We start from the raw sequence: 23,233 nt of genomic DNA, 5'->3' as shown, positions 1-23,233 counted from the left end.
TCCTGCTCCAACGCCTTCAAGTAACAAGCCGCCGCCGCTTCCACCTGGCTATGGGGCACCGCCTCACCGTCCAACCCACGCGGCTGCAAGCCAAACAACGGCCAATCCCGCCCCAGCGCCTCACTCAAGCCAATAAACCCGGTGACGCTGTCCCCCGCCCCCGGCACACAGAACACCGGCGCATACCCCGCCCGGCCACTCTGAATCCGCAGCAACGGCTGGTGCTGAGCCTGAACCTGCGGCGTGCACGTCACCAAGGCCTCAGCCATCGCCTGACCCAGCGCCTGGATATACGGCGCCTGCATCATGCTCTGGTGATCCCCCGGCACCGCCACCTGAAGCAATTGCCCCGGCGCCAACACCTCATTCCAACCCAGTGCTTCACTGCGCCGCGACAACTCGGTAGGCCGCTCACTCGCACTGAACAGATGCACCGCAATCGGCAACGGAAACAGGCTGTAATGCGCCAAAGCATGCCCGTGACCCACTTCCCGCTCGATGTAGTTCAAGAGGTCCGCATCCGTCGCCGCTGCCATTTGCGCGTGCAACACACCTTCATCGCGACAACGTTGCAGCAGGCCTGCAAAGTCCAACTGTCCAACCTGCGCCTCCAACTGCCCAAGGCTCGCCAACTCATCCACACCTCCCTGTGCTTTCCAATACGCCGAGCACTGCAACAGCAAATGCCGCTTGAGTGCATCCGCCCCGCTCCATCGCGCCTTGCCCTGGTCGGTCATGCGCGGTACGTAGCTGTCGATCAAGCCGAGGAACTCAACCGGTTCATCCAGCCCCAGCAGTTGCATCGCCACTTCATAGGCCAGCACCCCGCCGAATGACCACCCGGCAACCCGGTAAGGCCCATGGGGCTGAATGCCTCGGATCAACCCGACCAGCCGCGCAGCCAGACCTTCCATCGTGTTCAGATGCGCTTCGCCCAGCGCCACGCCTGGCAAGCCGTAGATCGGATAGTCACCCGGCAGATGCTGGCCCAGCGCCGGGAAGTACACGTCCATGCCGCTGAACTCATGGACCAGGAACAGCGGCGCTTGCGATCCACCCCTGCGCACCGTGATCACCGACGTGTCACGCACCGGCTCATCCGTACGCTGGCGCAGCATCGCGGCGACGGAGGCCACACTGGCATGCTGGAACAGCTCAGCCAGTGACACCTGCAACCCCGCTTCTTCCATCAGGTTGACCAGCCGGATCGCCAGCAATGAATGCCCGCCCAACTCGAAGAAACTGTCATGGCGACCAACCTGCTCCAGCTTCAACACCTCGGCCCATAGCTGGGCCAGGGTGTGCTCCAGCCCATCGGCCGGCGCCTCGAACTCACGGCGGTTGAACGTTTCCAGGGCCGGCACCGGCAAGGCCTTGCGGTCGACCTTGCCGTTAGCGGTCAGCGGCAGGTGATCCAGCGGCACAAAGGCCGACGGCACCATGTATTCCGGCAATTGGCCTTGCAGATAGGCGCGCACGCTGTCGAGGTCGACAGGCTGACCGGCCCAGGTGAAATACGCCGCCAGGCGCTTGTCGCCCGGTGCGTCTTCGCGAGCCAGCACCACCACGTCCTGGATACCGGCGAAGGTCGCCAGGCGCGCTTCGATCTCGCCCAGTTCGATGCGGAAACCGCGGATCTTCACCTGGTCGTCATTGCGCCCGATGCAATCCAGCAGGCCGTCCGCCGTCCAACGGCCGAGGTCGCCGGTGCGGTACATCAAGGCGCCCTCACTCAACGGATCCCGTACAAACTTTTCAGCGGTGAGATCTGGTCGATTCAGATACCCCAGGGCCACGCCGTCCCCGCCAATGCAGATTTCACCGGTCACGCCCACAGGCACTGGCTGAAGGTGCGCATCCAGCACATGGATCCGCGTATTGGAAATCGGGCGACCAATCGGCACGCTGTCAGCGGCCTCGGCCAGCGCGCGCACCTCATAGGTGGTGGCGTAAGTGGTGGTTTCGGTCGGCCCATAACAATGCACCAGGCGCAACGCGGGCGCCTGGTGCAACAAGCTGCGGAATGCAGCCGGATCGGCACGCTCGCCGCCGCACAGCAGAATGCGCAAGCCCGCCAGGGCCTGGGGAATCAGCTGCACATACTGGTTGAACAAGGCCGTGGTGACGAACAGCACCGTTGCGTCCGCCAAAGCCACGCCGAAGGCCGCAGGATCCAGCAAGGTGGCGTGGTCGATCACCTGCACCTGGCCGCCATTGAGCAGCGGGCCCCACACATCCATGGTGCTGGCGTCGAACGCCGGGTTGGAGGCGAAGGCCACGCGGTCGCTGGCATTGAAGTCGGCGTAGCCGTTGTTGATCACCAGACGCGTGATACCGCGATGGGGCACCAACACACCTTTGGGCGTGCCGGTGGAACCGGAGGTGTACATGATGTACGCCACGCTGTCCGAGGACTGCGACAGGTCCGGGTTGTGGCTGGGTTGTGGATCGAGGGCCAGGGTGTCCAGGTCCAAGCGTTGCACAGCGTAGTCGACGGCCCTATCGCTATGGGTCAACAACCAGGCCGCGCCGCTGTCCTGCACCATGAAGCCCTGGCGCTCGACGGGTGCGTTGATATCCAGCGGCACATAGGCGGCGGCGCATTTGAGCACGGCCAGTTGGCTGGTCAGCAGGTCCAGGCCGCGCGGCAGCAGGATCGCCACGTTATCGCCGGGACGCAGCCCAAGGCCCAGCAGGTGATGGGCCAGGCGATTGGCACGGATATTCAGTTCGCCATAACTCAATGACTGCCCGCCATGCAAAGCGGCCAATGCGCCAGGACGCGCCTGGGCCTGGGCTTCGAACAGGCGTTGCACGTTGTGTTCACGCGGGAATGCACGCGTGGTGGCGTTGAACTCCAGCAGTTGCTGGCGTTCGACGTCAGGCAGGATCGGCAAGTGGCTGATGCCCACCGCGCTGCCCTGTTCCAGCGCCTGCACCACCTGTTCCACGGCAACCTGCAAGTAGCCGCACAACCGGCGTGCGCCCTGCCCCACGACTTTCAGCGAGAACCCCTCGCCCAGGTCATCCACGCTCACTGACAGGCCGTAGTTACTGTGTTCTTCAGCCTTGAGCAGCCGAATGCCCTGCCATGCTTCGCTGGTAGCCTGCGGCGCACTGTGGCGATAGTTGAACAATGTGTCGAAGAGCGGCGTCGCCGCCGGCACGCCGCTGCAGCGTTGGGCCAAGGCCAGCGGCGCCTGTTCATGGCTGAGCAATTGGTTGAGACGTGCATGGGTAGCCCGCAGCGCGTCGCGCACCGAGTGTTCACCCAGGTCGACCCGCAGCGGCAAGGTATTGATAAACACCCCCATGGCCCGCTCGGCGCCTTCACCACCTTGCAAGCGGCCGAGCATCACACTGCCAAACACCACGTTGTCGCGGCCCGAAACCTTGCCCAGCACCTGGGCCCAGGCCAGGTGCATCAGGCTGGCGGCGCTGACGCCGGATTGCCGCGCTTGGGTGCGCAGGCGTTGGCTCAATTGCGCATCCAGTGGGCGTTGAATCGGCTCGTTGCGGCCCAAGCGTTCGACCTGGGTCGGCTCATCAATATCACCGAGCATTTCGCGGAAGAACGCTTCGTGGTCCTCTGCACCGACGCGGGTCTGGGCCACATAGTTGCGATACGGCACAGCCACGCCCAAGGTGTGTTGAGTGCCCATGAGGAACGCCTGCATCTCCTGTTGCAGGATCTCCAGGGCGATGTGGTCCATCACCAGGTGGTGGAACAGCAACGTCGCACTGTGCGCATTGACCACCAGGCGCATCAACGGGGCTTGCGACAGATCAAGCCGTTCCGGCACCACGCCGCGTTCGACACGCAGCGACGCCTCGCGCCAAACCACCTGCACCGGTTCTTCCAGGCCGTCCCAATGGAACGACGAACGCAGGATGTCGTGGCGCTGGATCACCGCCTGCAAGGCCAGGGCGAACGCCTCCAGGCGCTGTGGGCTGTCGAACGCAAACTGCGCGCGCAGCACATAGTCATCAGCACCCTGTACCGCACGATGGTGATACAGCATGCCCGCCTGCAACGGCGCCAACGGGTAGATGTCCTGCACATTGGCTGCGCCGCCCGGAATGCAGGCGACGATACGCTCGATGGCTGGCGGGTCCAGTTGGATCAACGGCAACATATCCGGGGTGATCGCGGTGCAATCAAGCGCAATGCGATTGGCCGGCACCGCCACTTCCCGGCCACCGCCCAAGGCCGCCGCCAAGGCTGACAAGGTCGGCTGGCCGAACAACACCTTCACATCAGCCGACAACCCGAGGCGGCGCATGCGCCCCATCAGGCTCACCGCGAGCAACGAGTGCCCGCCCAATTCGAAGAAGTTGTCGTGACGGCCCACACGCTCCACGTTGAGCAACTCGGCCCACAGGCTGGCCAAGGTGATTTCAGTGTCGCCCTGGGGCGCTTCGTATTCGCGTACCACCACCGACTCCAGGCCGGGCGCAGGCAAAGCCTTGCGGTCGAGCTTGCCGTTGGGGCTCAGGGGCAAGCTGTCGAGGTGCACAAAGATCGCCGGCACCATGAACTCCGGCAGGTGCTGCAACAGGTGCGCGCGCAACCCGTCGATCTCGCTGAAAGCCCCGGTGTAGTAGGCGATCAAACGATTGTCGCGGGCGATCACGGCGGCTTCGTTGACCGGCGGATACTCAGTGAGGCGTGACTGGATTTCCCCCAGTTCAATGCGCAGGCCACGGATTTTCACCTGATCGTCATTACGCCCCAGGTACTCAATCGTGCCGTCTGCCAAGTAGCGGCCCACGTCGCCGGTGCGGTACAGGCGACCGTCGGTGAACGGGTCCTTGAGGAAACGCTCGGCGGTCAATTCCGGCCGGTTCAGGTAACCGCGCGCCACTTGCACGCCGCCAATGAACAACTCGCCCACCACGCCCAAGGGCACCGGCTGCATCTGTGCATCCAGCACATACATGCGAGTGTTGGCGATCGGTTTGCCAATCGGCGTGTTGTCCGGCGTCACCGGGCCGGCGCAGTTCCACGCGGTCACATCGACGGCGGCTTCGGTCGGGCCATACAGGTTGTGCAATTCGCTGCCCGGCAACTGCTGCTTGAAGCGCCGCACCAGGCTGCCCGGCAAGGCTTCGCCGCTGCACATCACCCGCACCAGACCGGCCGCTTGGCTAACGTCGCCATGGGCCAGGAACACATCCAGCATCGACGGTACGAAGTGCAGCGTGGTGATCTGCTCAGCGGCGATCACCTCGCACAGGTACGCCGGGTCTTTATGCCCGCCAGGACGCGCCATCACCAGGCAAGCGCCGGTGAACAGCGGCCAGAAGAACTCCCATACCGACACGTCGAAGCTGAACGGGGTTTTCTGCAAGACACGGTCATGGGCTTGCAGGCCATAGGCGTCCTGCATCCACAACAGGCGGTTGACCACGCCGGGATGGTCGTTGATCACGCCCTTGGGTTGGCCGGTGGAGCCGGAGGTGTAGATCACATAGGCGCTGATGCCCTGCACAGCGGGATTGTCTTCACGTGGGTGCTGCCAGGTCGGCCGGTCCAGATCGACCACCGGCACATCCCCCAACAACCCGCGTGTCCCGCCCTGGGCCAGCACCGCGACCGGCGCGCTGTCCTCCAGCATGTAGGCAATACGCTCCAGCGGATACGCCGGGTCCAGCGGCACATAGGCGGCGCCGGCCTTGAGGATCGCGTACAGGCCGATGACCATCTCCAGGCCACGTTCCACACAGATCGCAACCCGTGAATCCGGCTGAACGCCGATGTCCAGCAGGTGATGCGCCAACTGGTTGGCCCGTGCGTTCAGCTCGGCATAGGTCAATACAAGGTCATCCGCCTTGACGGCGATGGCATCCGGTGTCCGCGCCACCTGCGCTTCGAACATACCGTGCACGGTCTGGTCGAGGTCGTAGGTCACCTCGGTGGCATTGAAGTCGAACAGCAAATGCTGACGCTCGCTCTCATCCACCAGCGGTACCTGTTCCAGCACCGCCTGATCGTTATCGACCATGGCCTGCAACACGCGGGTGAAATAGCCGACGTAACGCTGCGCCGTCGACTCATCGAACAGCGCTACCGCGTACTCCAGTGCGCCGATGATCGTGCCCTGCACTTCGCTCAAGTCCAGGGACAGGTCGAACTTGGCAAAATGACTGTTCTCGACGATGCCTTCCAGGGCTAGGTCGCCCAAGGCCAGGGTCGGCGCGCTGCTGTCCTGCCAGGTCAACAGCGTCTGGAACAGCGGGCTGTGGGCCAGGCTGCGCGGCGGCCGGGTGATTTCTACCACCTGCTCAAACGGCAGGTCTTGATGGGCCTGGGCTTCCAGCGCCAGCGCCTTGACCCGCGCCAGCAGCGCCTCGGTGCTCAGCTCGCCGGAGGTGTCGATGCGCACGGCCAAGGTGTTGACGAACAGGCCGATCAGCCCTTCCACCTCGCTGCGTGTGCGATTGGCGACGGGTGAGCCGATCACCACGTCCTGTTGCCCGGACAGCCGCGCGAGCAGTGAGGCCCAGGCGCTCATCAAGGTCATGTACAAGGTGGTGCCGTGGCGTTGGCTCAAGGCCTTGAGCCCGGCGGTGAGGCGTTCGTCCAGGCGCACTTCGACGCTGCTGCCGGCGTAGTCCTGTTGCGCCGGGCGCGGGCGGTCAGTCGGTAAGGTCAGCAAGGCCGGCGCACCGGCCAGCGCCTGCTGCCAATAGGTGCTCTGGCGATGCAACACCTCGCCGCTGAGCCACAGGCGTTGCCATACGGCGAAGTCGCCGTACTGGATCGGCAGCGGCGGCAATGGATCGGGCTGGCCGTGGCTGAAGGCTTGATACAACGCCATCAGCTCGCGGGTGAGCACGCCCATGGACCAGCCATCGGAGACGATATGGTGCAGGGTCAGCAGCAACACGTGGTGGTCGTCGGCCATGACCATCAGGCGACCGCGCAACAACGGGCCACGCTCCAGGTCGAACGGCGCCGAGGCCTCGCCGTGGATCAACGCATCCAGCGCCTGCTGGGGTTGCGGGTGGCGGCGCAGGTCCTGTACTTGCAGGGGCAGAACGTCTTCGGCGGGTACGATCAACACTTGGGCGTCATCGCCGTGCTGGGCGAAGCGGCTGCGCAGGGTTTCGTGGCGCGCGACGATGCGGGCGAGCGCCCGTTGCAGCGCCTCGACATGCAACTGCCCACGCAAACGCAGGCCGATAGGAATGTTGTAGGCGGTGTTGGCGCCTTCCATCAGCGCCAGGAACCACAGGCGCTGCTGGGCAAAGGACAGCGGCACCTGCTCATCACGATTGGCCGGCAGGATATCCGGCAAGGTGCTGCGACCGGACCGGGCCAGCACCTCGGCGACGGCGGCCAGTTCGGCGTTGGCAAACAAATCGCCGAGCAACAACTCGACGCCCAGGCGCTGGCGGATCTGCGAGACCATGCGCATCGCCAACAACGAGTGCCCTCCCAGTTCGAAGAAGTGGTCGCGACGCCCAACGCGCTCCACGTGCAGCACATCGGCCCAGATCTGCGCCAGCACGCTCTCGATTTCACCTTCGGGGGCGGCGTACTCGCGGGTAAACACGGCGGCCATGTCCGGCGCCGGTAAGGCCTTGCGGTCAAGCTTGCCGTTGGCAGTCAGGGGCAACGCGTCCAGCTTTACGTAGGCGACCGGCACCATGTAGTCCGGCAGGTGCGCCACCAGATGGGCGCGGATATCGCCCACGACCAACGGGTCGAGTTGGCGGTTTTCGGTGAAATACGCCACCAGCCGCTCTTCGCGCACCAGTACCACGGCTTCCTGGATGCCCGCCACTTGGTTGAGCTGGGTTTCGATTTCGCCCAGTTCGATGCGCATGCCGCGAATTTTTACCTGGTCATCGTTGCGCCCCAGGTACTCGATGTTGCCATCCGGCAGCCAGCGCGCCAGGTCGCCGGTGCGGTACATGCGCCCAGTGTTGAAGGGATCTTGCAGGAAGCGTTCGGCGGTCAGTTCCGGGCGGTTCAGGTAACCCCGCGCCACGCCGTTGCCGCCCACGTACAACTCACCGGCCACGCCCAATGGCACCGGCCGCTGTTGCTCATCCAGCAGGTAGACCGTGGCATTGGCGATAGGCTTGCCGATATGCAGCGGCTGGCCGGCCTCGACCTTGCCCGAGGTCGCAACCACCGTGGCCTCGGTCGGCCCGTAGTTGTTGATCAAGTCAAAGCGCTGCGCCCGGCCGAACTGGCGCAGGCGATCGCCACCGATCAGCAGGGTGCGCAGCGTCGGGTGCTCGATCTGCTGGCTGAAGGCGTACTCGGCCACTGGCGTAGGCAGGAAACACACGTCCAACGGCTGCGCACACCACCAGGCCAACAACGCGTCGATATCTTCGGTGCCGTCATGGGCCGGTGGCAGGTGCAGGGTCGCGCCCACGCACAGCGCCGGCCAGACTTCCCAGGCCATCGCATCAAAGCCGAACCCGGCGACGCTGGCCGTGTGGCGCCCGGCGCACAGGTCGAAGGCGTTGCAGTGCCAGTCCACCAGGTTGGCCACGGTGTGATGCTCCACCATCACGCCTTTGGGCAGGCCGGTGGAGCCGGAGGTGTAGATCACATAGGCGAGGTTGAACGGGGTGACCACCACCTTGGGGTTGCTCGCCGAATGGTGTTGCCAGGTGAAGCGGTCGAGGTTGATCACCGGCACGTCAAGGGCCGGTAAACGCTCCAGCAAGACCTGCTGGGTCAACACCGCCACCGGGGCGCTGTCGGTCAGCAGGTAGGTGAGGCGCTCGGCCGGGTGCGACGGGTCCACCGGCACATAACAGGCGCCGGCCTTGAGGATCGCCAGCAAGCCGGCCAGAGTGTCCAGGCCTCGGCGCGCAACGATGGCAACGCGGTCGTCCGGCTTGACCCCCAGCGCCAGCAGGTGATGGGCCAGCAGGTTGGCTTGCTGGTTGAGTTCGGCATAGGTCAGCTGACGGCCCGAATGCACAGCGGCAATCGCGTCCGGCGTGAGCGCGGCCTGGGCTTCGACGCGAGCGTGCAGCGTGGTGCCCTGGCGAAAATCCGCTTGCGTGGCGTTGAAGTGTTCCAGCAGCAAACGCTGTTCATCGGCAGGCAGCACCGACACTTGGTTGAGCGCGGTGTGCGGCGCCTGTTCCAACGCGGTCACCAGGTTGTCCAGGGCGGTTTGCAGGTAAGCGCAGACACGCTGTGGATCGACCTGGGTGGTCGCCAGCAGACGCAGGATAAACCCTTCGCCCAGGTCATCCACGCTCAAGGTCAGCGGGTAGTTGGTACGCTCATCCGAACGCAGCGTCTCGATGCCCTGCCACGCGGCCACGGCTTCGCTGCTGGTGCCAGTGCCGCTGTGGCGATAATTGAGCAACGCACTGAACAACGGCGTCGGCGCCACCACCCCGCTGCACCGTTGCGCCAGCGCCAGGGGCGCGTGTTCGTGGCGCAGCAGCGCGGTGAGGCGCGTGTGGGTGGCCTTGACTGCGCTGCGCAGGTCGTCGCCAGCCACGTCCACGCGAAACGGCAAGGTATTGATGAAGATCCCCAAGGCGCGGTCCGTGGCATGTCCACCTTGCATACGGCCCATCAGTACGGTGCCAAACACCACCTGGGACTTGCCGGCCAGCACGCTCAACACCTGGGCCCAGCCCAGGTGGAACAGGCTGGCGACGCTGACGCCAAGCAAGCGGGCCTGGGCGCGCAGGCGCTGGTTGAGCGCGTCCGACAGCGGCCAATCCAGTTCATTGATCCCGCGGCCATCGCCCTGCACATCCTGCAAGCCGAAGGGCAACGTCGGCTCGACCACATCGCCAAGCATCTGCTGGAAAAACGCCTCATGCTGTTGCTCGCTGACACCCAGCCGCGCCTGCGCAACATAGTTGCGAAACGGCACGGCATGACCCAGTTGCCCGGCGTCGCCCCGCAGGAACGCCTGCATTTCATGGCGCACCACTTCCAGGGCACTGTGATCCAGGGCCATGTGATGGAACAGCAGCATGGCGACGATGCGCCCCTGCGCCGGGTCCTTCGCCCAGGCCAGACGCAGCAGCGGCGCCTGGGTCACGTCCAGCCGATAATGGCGGGCATCGAAGCGCGTGTGCAGTTGGGCAGCAATATCACCGTCGGCCGGGTCGAGTTCCAGCGCCTGCACCGGCAGCTGCGCGCTGCGCCACACCACTTGCGACGGCTGTTGCAATCCGTCCCAGACCACGCCGGTGCGCAGGATGTCGTGACGGTCGATCACCCCTTGCAGGGCCAGGGCAAACGCCTCGAAACGCTCGACACTGTCGAAGGCGAACTGCGACTGCATCACATAGGGGTCGCCCTGCTCGGTGCTGACGTGGTGAAACAGAATGCCTTCCTGCAGCGGCGCCAGCGGGTAGATGTCCTGGATATTCGCCACGCCGCCGTCGACCGTAGCGACGATGCGGTCGATCTCATCCTGGCTCAGGTCGGACAGGGTCAACATGGCCGGCGTGATCCGTTCGGCATTGGCCGGGATGCCATTGGCCGGCACCTCGTTGGCGGCCGAATACTCGCCGGCCTTGATCAGTTCGATCAACGCCGGCTTGTGTTCGCGCAAGGCGGCAAGAATCACCGGGTCGCTCAGCGCTTGTTTGTTGCCTTGCACCGACAACTGCTCGCCCTTGAGCGCGAGTTGCACGTCCTTGGTTTTCAGCGTCGCCAGCAGTTCGAGAATGCTCACAGGACGATCTCCATTCGTTCAGTCATCGCGGCGTAGCCAGCCAGGGTCGGCTGTTCGAACAACGCACGCACATCGGCTTCCATGCCTTCCTGGCGCAAGCGCCCGATCAAGCTCACGGCGAGCAGCGAGTGCCCGCCCAGTTCAAAGAAATTGTCCTGGCGCCCTACCCGTTCCACGTTGAGCAGCTCGGCCCAGAGTTGCGCCAGGAGGATTTCGGTGTCGCCCACCGGGGCTTCGTACTCGCGCACGGTCAAGGCTTCGCTGCCCGGCGCCGGCAAGGCCTTGCGGTCGAGCTTGCCATTGGGGCTCAGCGGCAACGCGTCGAGGTGCACGAACAGAGCGGGCACCATGAAATCCGGCAGGTGGTGCAGCAGGTGTTCGCGCAGGTCCGTTGCCCGAACGCCGGTGTAGTAGGCGACGAGCCGGTCTTCGCGAGCCAGCACGGCGGCCTCGTTGACCTGCGGATGTTCCAACAGGCGTGCCTGGATCTCGCCCAGCTCGATGCGCAAGCCACGGATCTTCACCTGGTCGTCGTTGCGGCCCAGGTACTCGATAGTGCCGTCGGGCAGGTAACGCCCCAGGTCGCCGGTGCGATACAGGCGGCCGTCGGTGAACGGGTCCTTGAGGAAACGTTCGGCGGTCAACTCAGGACGATTGAGGTAACCGCGCGCCACCTGCACGCCGCCGATGAACAACTCGCTCACCACGCCCAGGGGCACCGGCTGCATCTGCGCATCCAGCACATACATCCGGGTGTTGGCGATGGGTTTGCCGATCGGCGTGTTGTCCGGCACGTCCGGCCGCGCACAGTTCCAGGCGGTCACGTCCACCGCCGCCTCGGTCGGGCCGTACAGGTTGTACAGGCCGATACCCGGCAGTTGCTGCTTGAAGCGCCGCACCAGGCTGCCCGGCAAGGCTTCGCCGCTGCACATTACCCGTTGCAGACCGGCCGCCTGGCTGACATCACCATGGGCGAGGAACACATCGAGCATCGACGGCACAAAGTGCAACGTGGTGATCTGTTCGTTCGCGATCACCTCGCACAGATAGGCCGGGTCTTTATGCCCACCAGGACGCGCCATGACCAGGCACGCTCCAGTGAATAGCGGCCAGAAGAACTCCCACACCGACACGTCGAAGCTGAACGGGGTTTTCTGCAACACCCGGTCGTGGGCCTTGAGGCCGTAGGCGTCCTGCATCCACAACAGGCGGTTGACCACGCCAGGATGGTCGTTGATCACGCCCTTGGGCTGACCGGTGGAACCGGAGGTGTAGATCACGTAGGCGCTGAGGGCCTGCACCTGTGGGTTATCGATAGATTGGTGCTGCCAGGTCGGCCGGTCCAGATCGATCACCGGCGCGTCGCCCAGCAAACCACGCGTGGCGCCTTGGGCCAGCACCGCAACAGGCGCGCTGTCTTCCAGCATGTAGGCGATACGTTCCAGCGGATACGCCGGGTCCAGCGGCACATAGGCGGCACCGGCCTTGAGGATCGCATACAGTCCGACCACCATGTCCAGGCCGCGCTCCACGCAGATCGCGACCCGCGAATCGGCTTGCACGCCCATATCTATGAGGTGATGCGCCAGTTGGTTGGCCTGCGCGTTCAGTTCGGCGTAGGTCAATGTCAGCTCACCTGCCTTGACGGCGATGGCGTCCGGTGTGCGCATCACTTGCGCTTCAAACAGGCCGTGCAAGGTCTGGTCGAGGTCATAGGCGACCTCAGTGGCGTTGAAACCCGACAGCAGTTGCTGACGTTCCTGGGCCTCCAGCACCGGCAAGCGATTGACCGCCAGCTGCGGCGCCTGCTCCAGTGCGTCGACCAGCCCTTGCAAGGTCACTTGCAGATAACCGCAGAGGCGTTGCGCGCCAATCGACTTCGCGGTCATGGCAGTGAGACGGAAGCCGTCGCCCTGGTCGTCCACGTTCAGCGTCAACGGGTAGTTGGTGCGCTCCTCGCTGGCCAGGGTCTGGATGCCTTCCCAGGCCTGGGACACTGGCGCCTGCTGGCTGTCGCTGTGGCGGTAGTTGAGCATGGCGCTGAACAACGGCTGCGGCGCGGCGACACCGCTGCAACGCTGGGCCAGCGCCAGGGATGCGTGTTCATGCCCGAGCAGCGCGGTCAACCGCGCGTGGGTCTGCTTGACCGCCACACGTACACCGCTGCCATCGATGTCCACGCGCAGCGGCAAGGTGTTGATGAACATGCCCAGCGCCCGGTCGCTGCCTTTGCCGCCTTGCATGCGCCCCAGCAACACGGTGCCGAACACCACGTTTTCCTGGCCTGAAGTGCTGGCGAGGACTCGCGCCCAGGCCAGGTGGAACAGGCTGGCGGCACTTACGCCGAGCAAGCGCGCCTGGGTCCGCAGGCGCTGGTTGAGAGTTGGGGCCAGGTTCAGCTGGACCTCTTCGATAGCATTGCCGTCGCCGCGCACGTCCTGCAGGCCGAATGGCAAGGTCGGTTCGTTGATATCGCCGAGCATCCCACGGAAGAACTGTTCGTGTTCCTCTTCACTGACACCCAACCGCGCCTGGGCCACGTAGTTACGGTACGGCGTGGCGTCGCCGGCAGGTTGTGGCTGCCCGAGCAGGCTGGCCTGCATCTCGTGGCGCACACCGTCGAGGGCGGTGTGATCGAGGGCAATGTGGTGGAACAACAGGATCGCGACCACGCGCTGATTGGCCGGGTCCGGCGCGTACACCAGGCGTATCAGCGGCGCCTGATTCATCGGCACACGGTACTGGCGCGGGTCGAAGCGCTGATGCAGTTGGTCGATCACGTCCGCCTGCACCTGCAAGCGTGCCTTGCGCCACACCACTTGCAGCGGCTGGGCCAGGCCCTCCCAGACCACGGCGGTGCGCAGGATGTCGTGACGGTCGATCACCTGTTGCAGCGCCTGGGCGAAGGCATTCAAGCGGTCGAGGCTGTCGAACGCCAGGTGCGATTGCAGCAGGTAAGGGTCGCCCTGCCCTGCGCTGATGTGGTGGTAGAGAATGCCTTCCTGCAGCGGCGCCAGCGGGTAGATGTCCTGCACATTGGCAGCACCGCCGGGCACCTGGGCGACGACGTGGTCGATGGTCGATTGGTCGAGTTGCACCAGGGACAACAGGTCCGGGGTGATGCGCTGGCAGCCCGCCGGAATACGGTTTTCCGGCACCGACACATCGCGCCCACTGCCCACGGCAGCCGCCAGCGCGGCCAGGGTCGGCTGGCTGAACAGCACGCGCACATCGGCACTCAGGCCGACCTGGCGCATGCGTTCGATCAGGCTGACGGCGAGCAACGAATGGCCGCCCAGCTCGAAGAAATGGTCATGGCGCCCGACCTGCTCCACTTGCAGAACCTCGGCCCAAATGCGCGCCAGGATGCTCTCAACCTCGCCTTGGGGTGCTTCATAATCGCGCGTCAGCAACGCCGCCTGATCCGGTTCCGGCAACGCCTTGCGGTCGAGCTTGCCGTTGGCGGTCAGGGGCAAGGTCTGCAGCTTCACATAGGCGACCGGCACCAAGGCATCCGGCAATTGGGCTTGCAGTTGCGCGCGTAGGGTGTCGATATCCAACGGTTGCTGTTCGGTGAACCAGGCAATCAAGCGCCCTTCGCGCACCAGCACCACGGCTTCGCCGACGCCGTCCAGTGCAGCCAGGCGGCTTTCGATTTCACCCAGCTCAACCCGCACGCCACGCACTTTCACCTGGTCATCGTTACGCCCCAGGTACTCGATATTGCCATCCGGCAACCAGCGCGCCAGGTCGCCGGTGCGGTACATGCGACCCTCGTTGAACGGGTCGTGCAGGAAGCGTCCGGCGCTCAGGTCCGGACGGTTCAGGTAACCGCGCGCCACGCCGCTGCCGCCCACATACAACTCGCCCGCCACCCCCACCGGCACCGGCCGCAAGTGCGCATCCAGCAGGTAGACGCTGGCATTGGCGATGGGCCGGCCGATATGCAGCACCTGCCCGGCGCGCACGCGGCCGGAGGTGGCAACTACCGTGGCTTCGGTGGGGCCGTAGTTGTTGATCACTGCAAAGCGGCGTTCCTGGGTGAACTGGCGCAGGCGATCACCGCCAATCAGTAGAATGCGCAACGTGGGGTGTTGCAGGTTCTGGCTGAAGGCGTATTCGGCCACAGGCGTTGGCAGGAAGCTGACGTCCAGCGGTTGCGCCAGCCACCAGGCGAGCAGTTCATCGATATTTTCATTGCCCACATCGGCCGGTGGCAGATGCAGGGTGGCACCCACGCACAGCGCCGGCCAGACCTCCCAGGCCATCGCATCAAAACCGAAACCGGCGACGCTGCTGGTGTGGCCCGTCGCATCCAGGCCAAAGGCCTCGCAGTGCCAGTGCACCAGGTTTTCCACGGTGCGGTGTTCCACCATCACGCCCTTGGGCTGGCCGGTGGAGCCGGAGGTGTAGATGACGTAAGCCAAGTGCGCCGGGGTCAATGCGCTGAGTTGCGGGTTGCTGACGGCCTGCTGCTGCACGCGCGGATCGTGCAGGTCGAGGGTGGCAACCGCGCCCAACAGGTCGCGGGTACTGGCTTCGGCCAACACCGCCACGGGGGCGCTGTCTTGCAGCAAGTAAGCGATACGCTCCGCGGGATACGCCGGGTCGATAGGCACGTAGCCGGCACCGGCCTTGAGGATGCCCAGCAAGCCCACCAGCATCTGCGGGCCGCGACGGCAGCACAGGGCGACGCGATCGTCGGGCTGCACGCCCTGTTGCAACAGATGATGGGCCAACTGGTTGGCGCGAATATTGAGCTGCTGGTAGGTCAGCGATTCGCCGTCTTGCACCACGGCGATGGCGTGAGGTTGGCGCTCGGCCTGGACCTCGAATGCCCCATGCACCGTGTGGCCCTTGGGGAAATCGCTGGCGGTGGCGTTGAACTCGCGCAGCAGGCTTTCGCGCTCCGCTGTCGGTAGGATCGATAGCTGGGTCAGCACAGTCTTCGGTGCGTTTTCCAGCGTCTCGACCAACTGTTCGACGGCGTTATGCATATAGGCACACATGCGCTGGGCACCGATCTGCGGCAGTGCCAAGACGGTCAGGCCGAAGCCTTCGCCCAGGTCATCCACGCTCAAGGTCAGCGGGTAGTTGCTGCGCTCCTCACCGCCGAGCAGTTGCACCCCTTCCCATATGCCATGGCCGTCGCGGGCCATTTCGCCAGGCGTGCTGTGGCGGTAGTTGAGCAAGGCACTGAACAGCGGCGAGGCATTCGCCACGCCGCTGCAACGCTGGGCCAGCGCCAGGGACGCATGTTCGTGGCCAAGCAAGGCGCTCAAGCGCCCATGGGTCGCCTTGACCGCAACCGCCGCCGGCGCCGCCACATCGACCCGCAGCGGCAAGGTGTTGATGAACATGCCCAGCGCACGGTCCGCACCGTCACCGGCCTGCATGCGGCCCATCAATACGGTGCCGAACACCACGTCGTCACGCCCGGACACCAGGCCCAGTACCTGCGCCCAGGCCAGGTGCATCAGGCTTGCCGCGCTGACGCCCAACTGCCGCGCCTGTTCGCGCACGCGCTGGGCCAGCACGGCATCCACCGGCCATTCGGCTTCTTCGATCTCACGCCCATCGCCCTGCACGTCTTGCACACCGAATGGCAGGGTCGGCTCATCCACGTCAGCGAGCATGTCGCGGAAGAACGCTTCGTGCTCCTCCACGCTCACACCCAGGCGCGCCTGGGCCACGTAGTTGCGGAACGGTGCCGCCTCGGGCAAGTCCTGCGCCGGGTTGAACAGGAACGTGCGCATCTCCTGGCCCACTACTTCCATGGCGGTGTGGTCCAGCGCCAGGTGGTGGAACAGCAGGATTGCCGCGACGCGGTTGTGTTGCGGATCCTGGGCGTAAACCATGCGCAGCAGCGGCGCCTGGGTGATGTCCAGGCGGTAATGGCGGGCATCGAAGCGCGCGTGCAATTGTTCGATGACGTCGCCGTCCGCCGGGTCCAAGGCAACCTCCTGGACAACCAGTTGCGCCTCACGCCAAACCACTTGCACCGGGCTGTCCAGGCCTTCCCAGACCACGCCGGTACGCAAGATGTCATGGCGGGCCACAACCTTTTGCAACGCGCCCATGAACGCGTGCAGGCGCTCAATACTGTCGAATGCCATGCGCGATTGCAGCAGGTACGGATCGCCCTGTTCGGCACTGATGTGGTGGTAAAGAATGCCTTCCTGCAACGGCGCCAGTGGGTAGATATCCTGCACGTTCGCCGCCCCGCCCGGCACGTTCGCGACGATACGCGCGATCGCCGTCGGGTCGAGCTGTACCAGCGTGAGCATGGACGGCGTGATCTGCGTGCAACCCGCTGGAATGCCATTGGCCGGCACCACGACTTCCCGACCACTGCCCACGGCGGCGGCCAGCGCCGCCAGGCTTGGCTGGCTGAACAACACACGCACATCGCAGCTGAGGCCGACCTGGCGCATGCGCTCGATCAGGCTGACCGCCAGCAATGAATGCCCGCCCAATTCGAAGAAGTGATCGTGACGACCAACGCGGTCAAGCTTGAGCACGTCCTGCCAGATCTGCGCCAGTTGGGTTTCCACTTCGTCTTCCGGCGCTTCAAACCCACGGCTGAGCAGCGCACTCGGGTCCGGCACCGGCAGGCCCTTGCGGTCGAGCTTGCCGTTGGCGGTCAGCGGTAGCAGCTCCAGCCACACATAGGCCGACGGCACCATGTAATCCGGCAGTTGGCCTTGCAGGTGGGCACGCAGTGTTTCGATGTCCAACGGCTCGCTGGCGGTGTAGTAGGCCACCAGGCGCTTGTCGCCAGGCTCGTCTTCACGGGCCAGCACCACGGCGTCTTTTACGCCAGGGAAGCTGGCCAGGCAGGTTTCGATCTCGCCGGGCTCAATCCGGAAACCACGGATCTTCACCTGCAGGTCATTGCGCCCCTGGTACAGCAAGGTGCCGTCGACCTGCCAGCAGGCCAGGTCGCCGGTGCGGTACAGCACGCCTTCACCAAACGGGTTCGGGATGAATTTTTCGGCGGTCAGTTGCGGCTGGTTCAGATACCCCTTGGCCACGCCCGCGCCGCCGATGTACAGCTCGCCCACCACGCCCAACGGCACGGGTTGCTGGCGCGGGTCGAGCACGTAGGCCTGGGCATTCGCTATCGGCCGGCCGATGGGAATGCCGCCCTCGCCCACCGAGGTGATCTCGAAGGTGGTGGAAAAGGTGGTGGCTTCGGTGGGACCATAGCCGTTGAGCAGGTGTTGAGGTTTACCGTGTTCAAGTACGCGGCCAATCACCTGCGGGTCGAGCACATCGCCGCCGACGATCAGGTAACGCAGTTGGCGGAACACCGGCATCAACGCGTCGGCGTACTGGTGGAACAACCCGGCGGTCATCCACAACACGCTGACGGATTGCTCCTGCAATAACGACGCAAACGCCGCCTGGGACAACAGCACGCCATGCTCGACCACCACCACGCAGCCGCCATTGAGCAACGGTGCCCACACGTCGAGGGTGCTCGCATCGAACGCCGGGTTAGAGGCAAACGCCACGCGGTCGCGCGCATTGAATTCGGCGTAACCGTTGTTGAGCACCAGCCGCGAAATGGCGCGGTGCGGCACTTGCACGCCTTTGGGCGCCCCGGTTGAGCCGGAGGTGTAGAGGATGTAGGCGACGCTTTCGGCAGTCTGCGGCAGTTCAGGATTACGCGGCGACTGGGCATCCAGGTTCAGGTCGGCCAGGTTGTTGAGCACCCGGTGCGCACCGCTGTCCTGCACGATAAACGCTTGGCGCTCGACCGGCGCGTTGACGTCCAGCGGCACATACACCGCGCCGCACTTGAGGATCGCCAGCTGGCAGATCAGCAAATCCAGGGAACGCGGCAACGCAATCGCCACACTTTCGCCCGGTTGCACGCCCTGGCTGAGCAAGTGATGGGCCAGGCGGTTGGCATGCCGGTTGAGGTCGCGGTAACTCAAGGACAGCTGGCCATGCACGGCCGCCACGGCCTCTGGACGGGCCAGCGCCTGGGCTTCGAACAACTGGTGTACGGTGAGCTGCGACGGGTATTCACGGGCGGTGGCGTTGAAGTCCACCAGCAATTGGTGACGCTCGGCGGCTGGCAGGATCGATACCGCCTGCAACGGTGTGGTCGGCGCCTGCTGCAACGCGGTCACCAGGTGGCGCAACGCGGTGAGCATGTACTCACCCACGCGTTGTACATCGAGGGTCGCGACGCCCTGTACGGTGAGTGCGAAGCCCGTACCCAGATCATCGACGTTGAGCACCAGCGGGTAGTTGCTGCGTTCTTCGGAGCTGAGAATCTGGATACCGGAGGCGGCGAACGGGCTGTCCCCCGGCGCTTCCCCCGGTGCGCTGTGGCGATAGTTGAGCAAGGTGCTGAACAGCGGCAGCGAACCCGGCACGCCGCTGCAACGCTGGGCCAGGGACAACGAGGCGTGCTCATGCCCGAGCAATTGCGCCAGGCGCGCATGGGTGGCGCGCACGCCGGCTTGCACGCCGACCGTGCCGAGGCTGACCCGCAGCGGCAAGGTGTTGATGAACATGCCCAACGCGCGGTCGGCGCCCTCGCCGCCCTGCATGCGGCCCAGCAACACGGTGCCGAACACCACATCCTGTTGGCCAGACACCTGCCCCAGCACCTGGGCCCAGGCCAAATGCACCAGGCTGGCGGTGCTCACCCCCAGTTGCCGCGCCTGTTCGCGCAAGCCCAGGCTGAGTGCCGGTTCCAGCGGCAGGTGAGCTTCAAGGATGCCACTGCCGTCGCCATTCACGTCCTGCAGGCCGAAGGCCAAGGTCGGCTCATCGATATCGCCGAGCATTTCACTGAAGAACGCTTCGTGCTGCGCCTGGCTGACCCCAAGTCGCGCCTGGGCCACGTAGTTGCGGTACTGCACGGCGTCGGGCAATTGCGCACTGTTGCCGGACAGGCTGGCGCTCATTTCGTCCACCAGCACCTGCAACGCGGTGTGGTCCAGCAGGATATGGTGCAACAGCAAGATGCCGACAAAACGGCCTTGCTCTTCTGAGTAGGCGAAGCGCATCAGTGACGCGCGGGTCAGGTCGAGGCGGAAGTGACGCGGATCGAAGCGTTGCTGCAGTTGGGCAAGCGACTCGTCGCTACGCTCAACGGCCAAGGTCGCCTGGCGCAAGACCACCTGCACCGGCTCGTTGAGGCCTTCCCAGAGAATCGCGGTGCGCAGGATATCGTTGCGTTCGATCACGCTGTGCAATGCCTGGATGAATGCGTCCACCGCTGCCTGATCGTTGAAACTGAACTGCACCTGCAACACGTAGGGATCGCCCTCGGTGGTCGCCAGGTGATGGTAGAGAATGCCGGCCTGCAACGGCGCCAGGCCGTAGATATCCTGCACGTTGCTGAGGCCGCCGGGTACGCTCTGGATGATGTGGTCGAGCGCCGCCTGGTCCAGTTCCACCAACGGCACCATGTCCGGGGTGATGTGCTGGCTGGCCTGGGTAATCAGGTTGGCCGGGACCTGCACCTCCTGTTGCCCACCGACGGCGGCGGCCAGTGCCGCCAGGGTCGGTTGACCGAACAGCACACGCACGTCGGCGCTGAGGTCGACCTGGCGCATGCGTTCGATCAGCTTGACCGCCAACAGCGAATGGCCGCCCAGTTCGAAGAAGTTGTCGTCACGGCCGACCTGGTCGAGCTTGAGCAGGTCTTGCCAGATCGCGGCGATGGCGGTTTCCACCGCGCCTTGTGGCGCTGTATAGCCGCGACGGGCCAGGGCGTCGGCATCCGGCGCGGGGAGTGCCTTGCGGTCGAGCTTGCCGTTGGTGGTCAGCGGGAATGTATCCAGCTGCACAAAGGCGCTGGGCACCATGTGCTCGGCCAGGCTCTGGAGCAGATGGTCGCGCAGATCGGCTGCCTGTAGTTCGCCTTCGGCAATCACGTAGGCCACCAGGCGCTTATCGCCCGATTCGTCCTCACGGGCGATCACTACGGCATCACGTACGCCAGGAGCCGTGGCCAGGTGCGCTTCGATCTCGCCCAGTTCGATGCGGAAACCGCGGATCTTCACCTGGTCATCGTTGCGCCCCAGGTATTCGACGCTGCCGTCGGCCAGCAGGCGGCCGAGGTCGCCGGTCTTGTACAGGCGCTGGCCGGTGGCCGGGTCGGCCAGGAAGCGCTCGGCGGTCAGCGCCTCACGGTTGAGGTAACCGCGCGCCACCCCGGCGCCGCCGACGTACAACTCACCGACCACCCCCAACGGCAGCGGCTCGCGACGCGCATCCAGCACGTACAGCTGCAAGTCGGGAATACGCACGCCAATCGGGCTGACGCCAACCAATTGCGCATCCGCCGCTTCCAAGGCGCGATAGGTCACGTGCACGGTGGTTTCGGTGATGCCGTACATGTTTACCAGTTGCGTGCCGGCATTGATCGCCCGGGCGTACCACGGCTTGAGCATGCCCGGTTCCAGCGCTTCGCCGCCAAAGATCACTTGGCGCAAGGAGTGGGATTGCGGGTTCTGGCTTTGCGCAGCAATCAACTGGCGGAAGGCGCTCGGCGTCTGGTTGAGGATGCTCACGCCCGCTTCGCACAGCAGCGAATAGCATTCATCCGGCGAACGGCTGACCAGTTGCGGCACGATCAGCAACTGGCCGCCGTGCATCAGCGCGCCCCAGATTTCCCACACCGAAAAATCGAAGGCGAAGGAGTGGAACAACGCCCATACATCGTTGGCGTTGAAGCCGAACCAATGCTCGGTGGCCGTGAACAGGCGAGCCACCTGGCGGTGCTCGATCATCACGCCCTTGGGCTGGCCGGTGGAGCCGGAGGTGTAGATCACGTAGGCCAGGTGAGCCGGGCTGACAGTGACTCGTGGGTTGACGAGGGACTCACCGCGCAAGCCATTGAGGTCGATCTGCGGCAGGTCGCCGACCAGATGACGGGTGTTGGCTTGCACCAGCACGGCCACAGGCGCGCTATCCGCCAAGGTATAGGCGATGCGCTCCAGCGGATAAGCCGGGTCGATCGGCACATAGCCCGCGCCAGCCTTGAGAATGCCCAGCAAGCCGATGATCATCTCCGGGCCGCGCTCCACGCAGATCGCCACGCGGTCATCCGGGCAGATGCCTTGGGCCAGCAGGCGGTGGGCAACCTGGTTGGCGCGCTCGTTGAGCTGGCGGTAGGTGAGGCGCTGGTTGTCGAAGCGCAAGGCGATAGCTTCGGGCTGGGCGGCGGCGTGGGTTTCGACTTGCTGATGGATCAGGGCGGTGTCGGCGTAGTGCGCGGAGCTTTGATTGAGGCTGTGCAGCAGGGTGTGGCGTTCGGTGTCGGGCAGGATGTTCAGGCCGCTGAGCGGCATGTCCGGTCGTTGCTCCAGCGCGTCGGCCAGGCTTGCCAGGGCGGTGTGCAGGTACGTGGCGACCCGTTCGGCACCGATGGACGCGTCGACCATCACGGTCAGCGCGAAGTCTTCACCCAGGTCATCGACGTTGACCGTCAGCGGGTAGTTGGTGCGCTCCTCGGCGCCCAGTACACGGATGCCCTCGGCCACCTCGATCACCTCGGCCATGTCCGTGGCGGCGCTGTGGCGGTAGTTGAGCATGGCGCTGAACAGCGGCGTCGGTGCGGCCACGCCACTGCAACGCTGGGCCAGCGCGAGGGACGCATGTTCGTGGTTGAGCAAGGTCGTGAGGCGTTCATGGGTGGCCTTGACCCCGGCACGCACGCCCTGTTCGCCCACATCCACACGCAAGGGCAAGGTGTTGATGAACATACCCAGGGCCCGTTCACCGCCCTCGCCCGCGCCCATGCGGCCGAGCATCACGGTGCCGAACACCACTGCATCACGCCCGGAGACCACGCCCAATACGCGGGCCAGCGCCAGGTGCATCATGCTCGCCACGCTGACGCCAAGGGGGCGTGCCAGGGTACGCAGGCGGCGGCTCAGTAAGCTGTCGACGGCGATGCGTGCCTCGTCAATGCCCAGGCCGTCACCCTGTACATCCTGCAAACCGAAAGGCAGCGTCGGCTCTTCGATATCCGCTAGCATCTCGCGGAAGAATGCTTCGTGGGCCTGCTCGCTGACGCCATGGCGCACCTGGGCGATATAGCTGCGAAACGGCACCGGCTCACCGGCCTGGGCGTGCTCGCCGGCCAGGTATAGCTGGACTTCATGGCGCACCACGTCCAGGGCGGTGTGATCGAGGATGGTGTGATGGAACAGCAGGGTCGCGGCCACCCGCCCAGTGAGCGAATCCTCGGCAAACACCAGGCGCAGCAACGGCGCCTGGCCCAGGTCCATGCGATAACAACGCGGATCGAAATCAACCGCCTCGCAAGACAGGCTCGCGTTGCGCCACACCACCTGCAACGGCTCGTCGAGACGCTCCCAGACCATAGAGGTGCGCAGGATGTCGTGACGATCGATCACCCATTGCAGCGCTTCGGCAAACGCCTCCAGACGCCCACGGCTGTCGAACTCGAACTGCGCGTGCAGCACGTACGGATCGCCCTGCTCGGCCGACAGATGGTGGTACAGCATGCCTTCCTGAAGCGGCGCCAGTGGGTAGATATCCTGCACGTTCGCCGC

The 23,233-nt window shown here is 64.9% G+C and carries 2 protein-coding genes; both read right to left on the bottom strand.

The features are described 5' to 3' along the window. Positions 1-10,682 (bottom strand): non-ribosomal peptide synthetase (locus tag HX823_RS30535; protein WP_177078331.1); only part of this gene is annotated, 10,682 nt, incomplete at its 3' end. Further along, positions 10,679-23,233 (bottom strand): non-ribosomal peptide synthetase (locus HX823_RS30530; RefSeq protein ID WP_177078329.1); only part of this gene is annotated, 12,555 nt, incomplete at its 5' end. The genes HX823_RS30530 and HX823_RS30535, both read right to left, overlap by 4 nt.

Origin of the sequence: Pseudomonas sp. P7759 (assembly GCF_013386445.1) — a bacterium.
GTDB lineage: Bacteria > Pseudomonadota > Gammaproteobacteria > Pseudomonadales > Pseudomonadaceae > Aquipseudomonas > Aquipseudomonas azotoformans_A.
The sequence above is the reverse complement of the archived record's forward strand: the minus strand, read 5'-3'. Positions and strand labels throughout refer to the sequence as shown.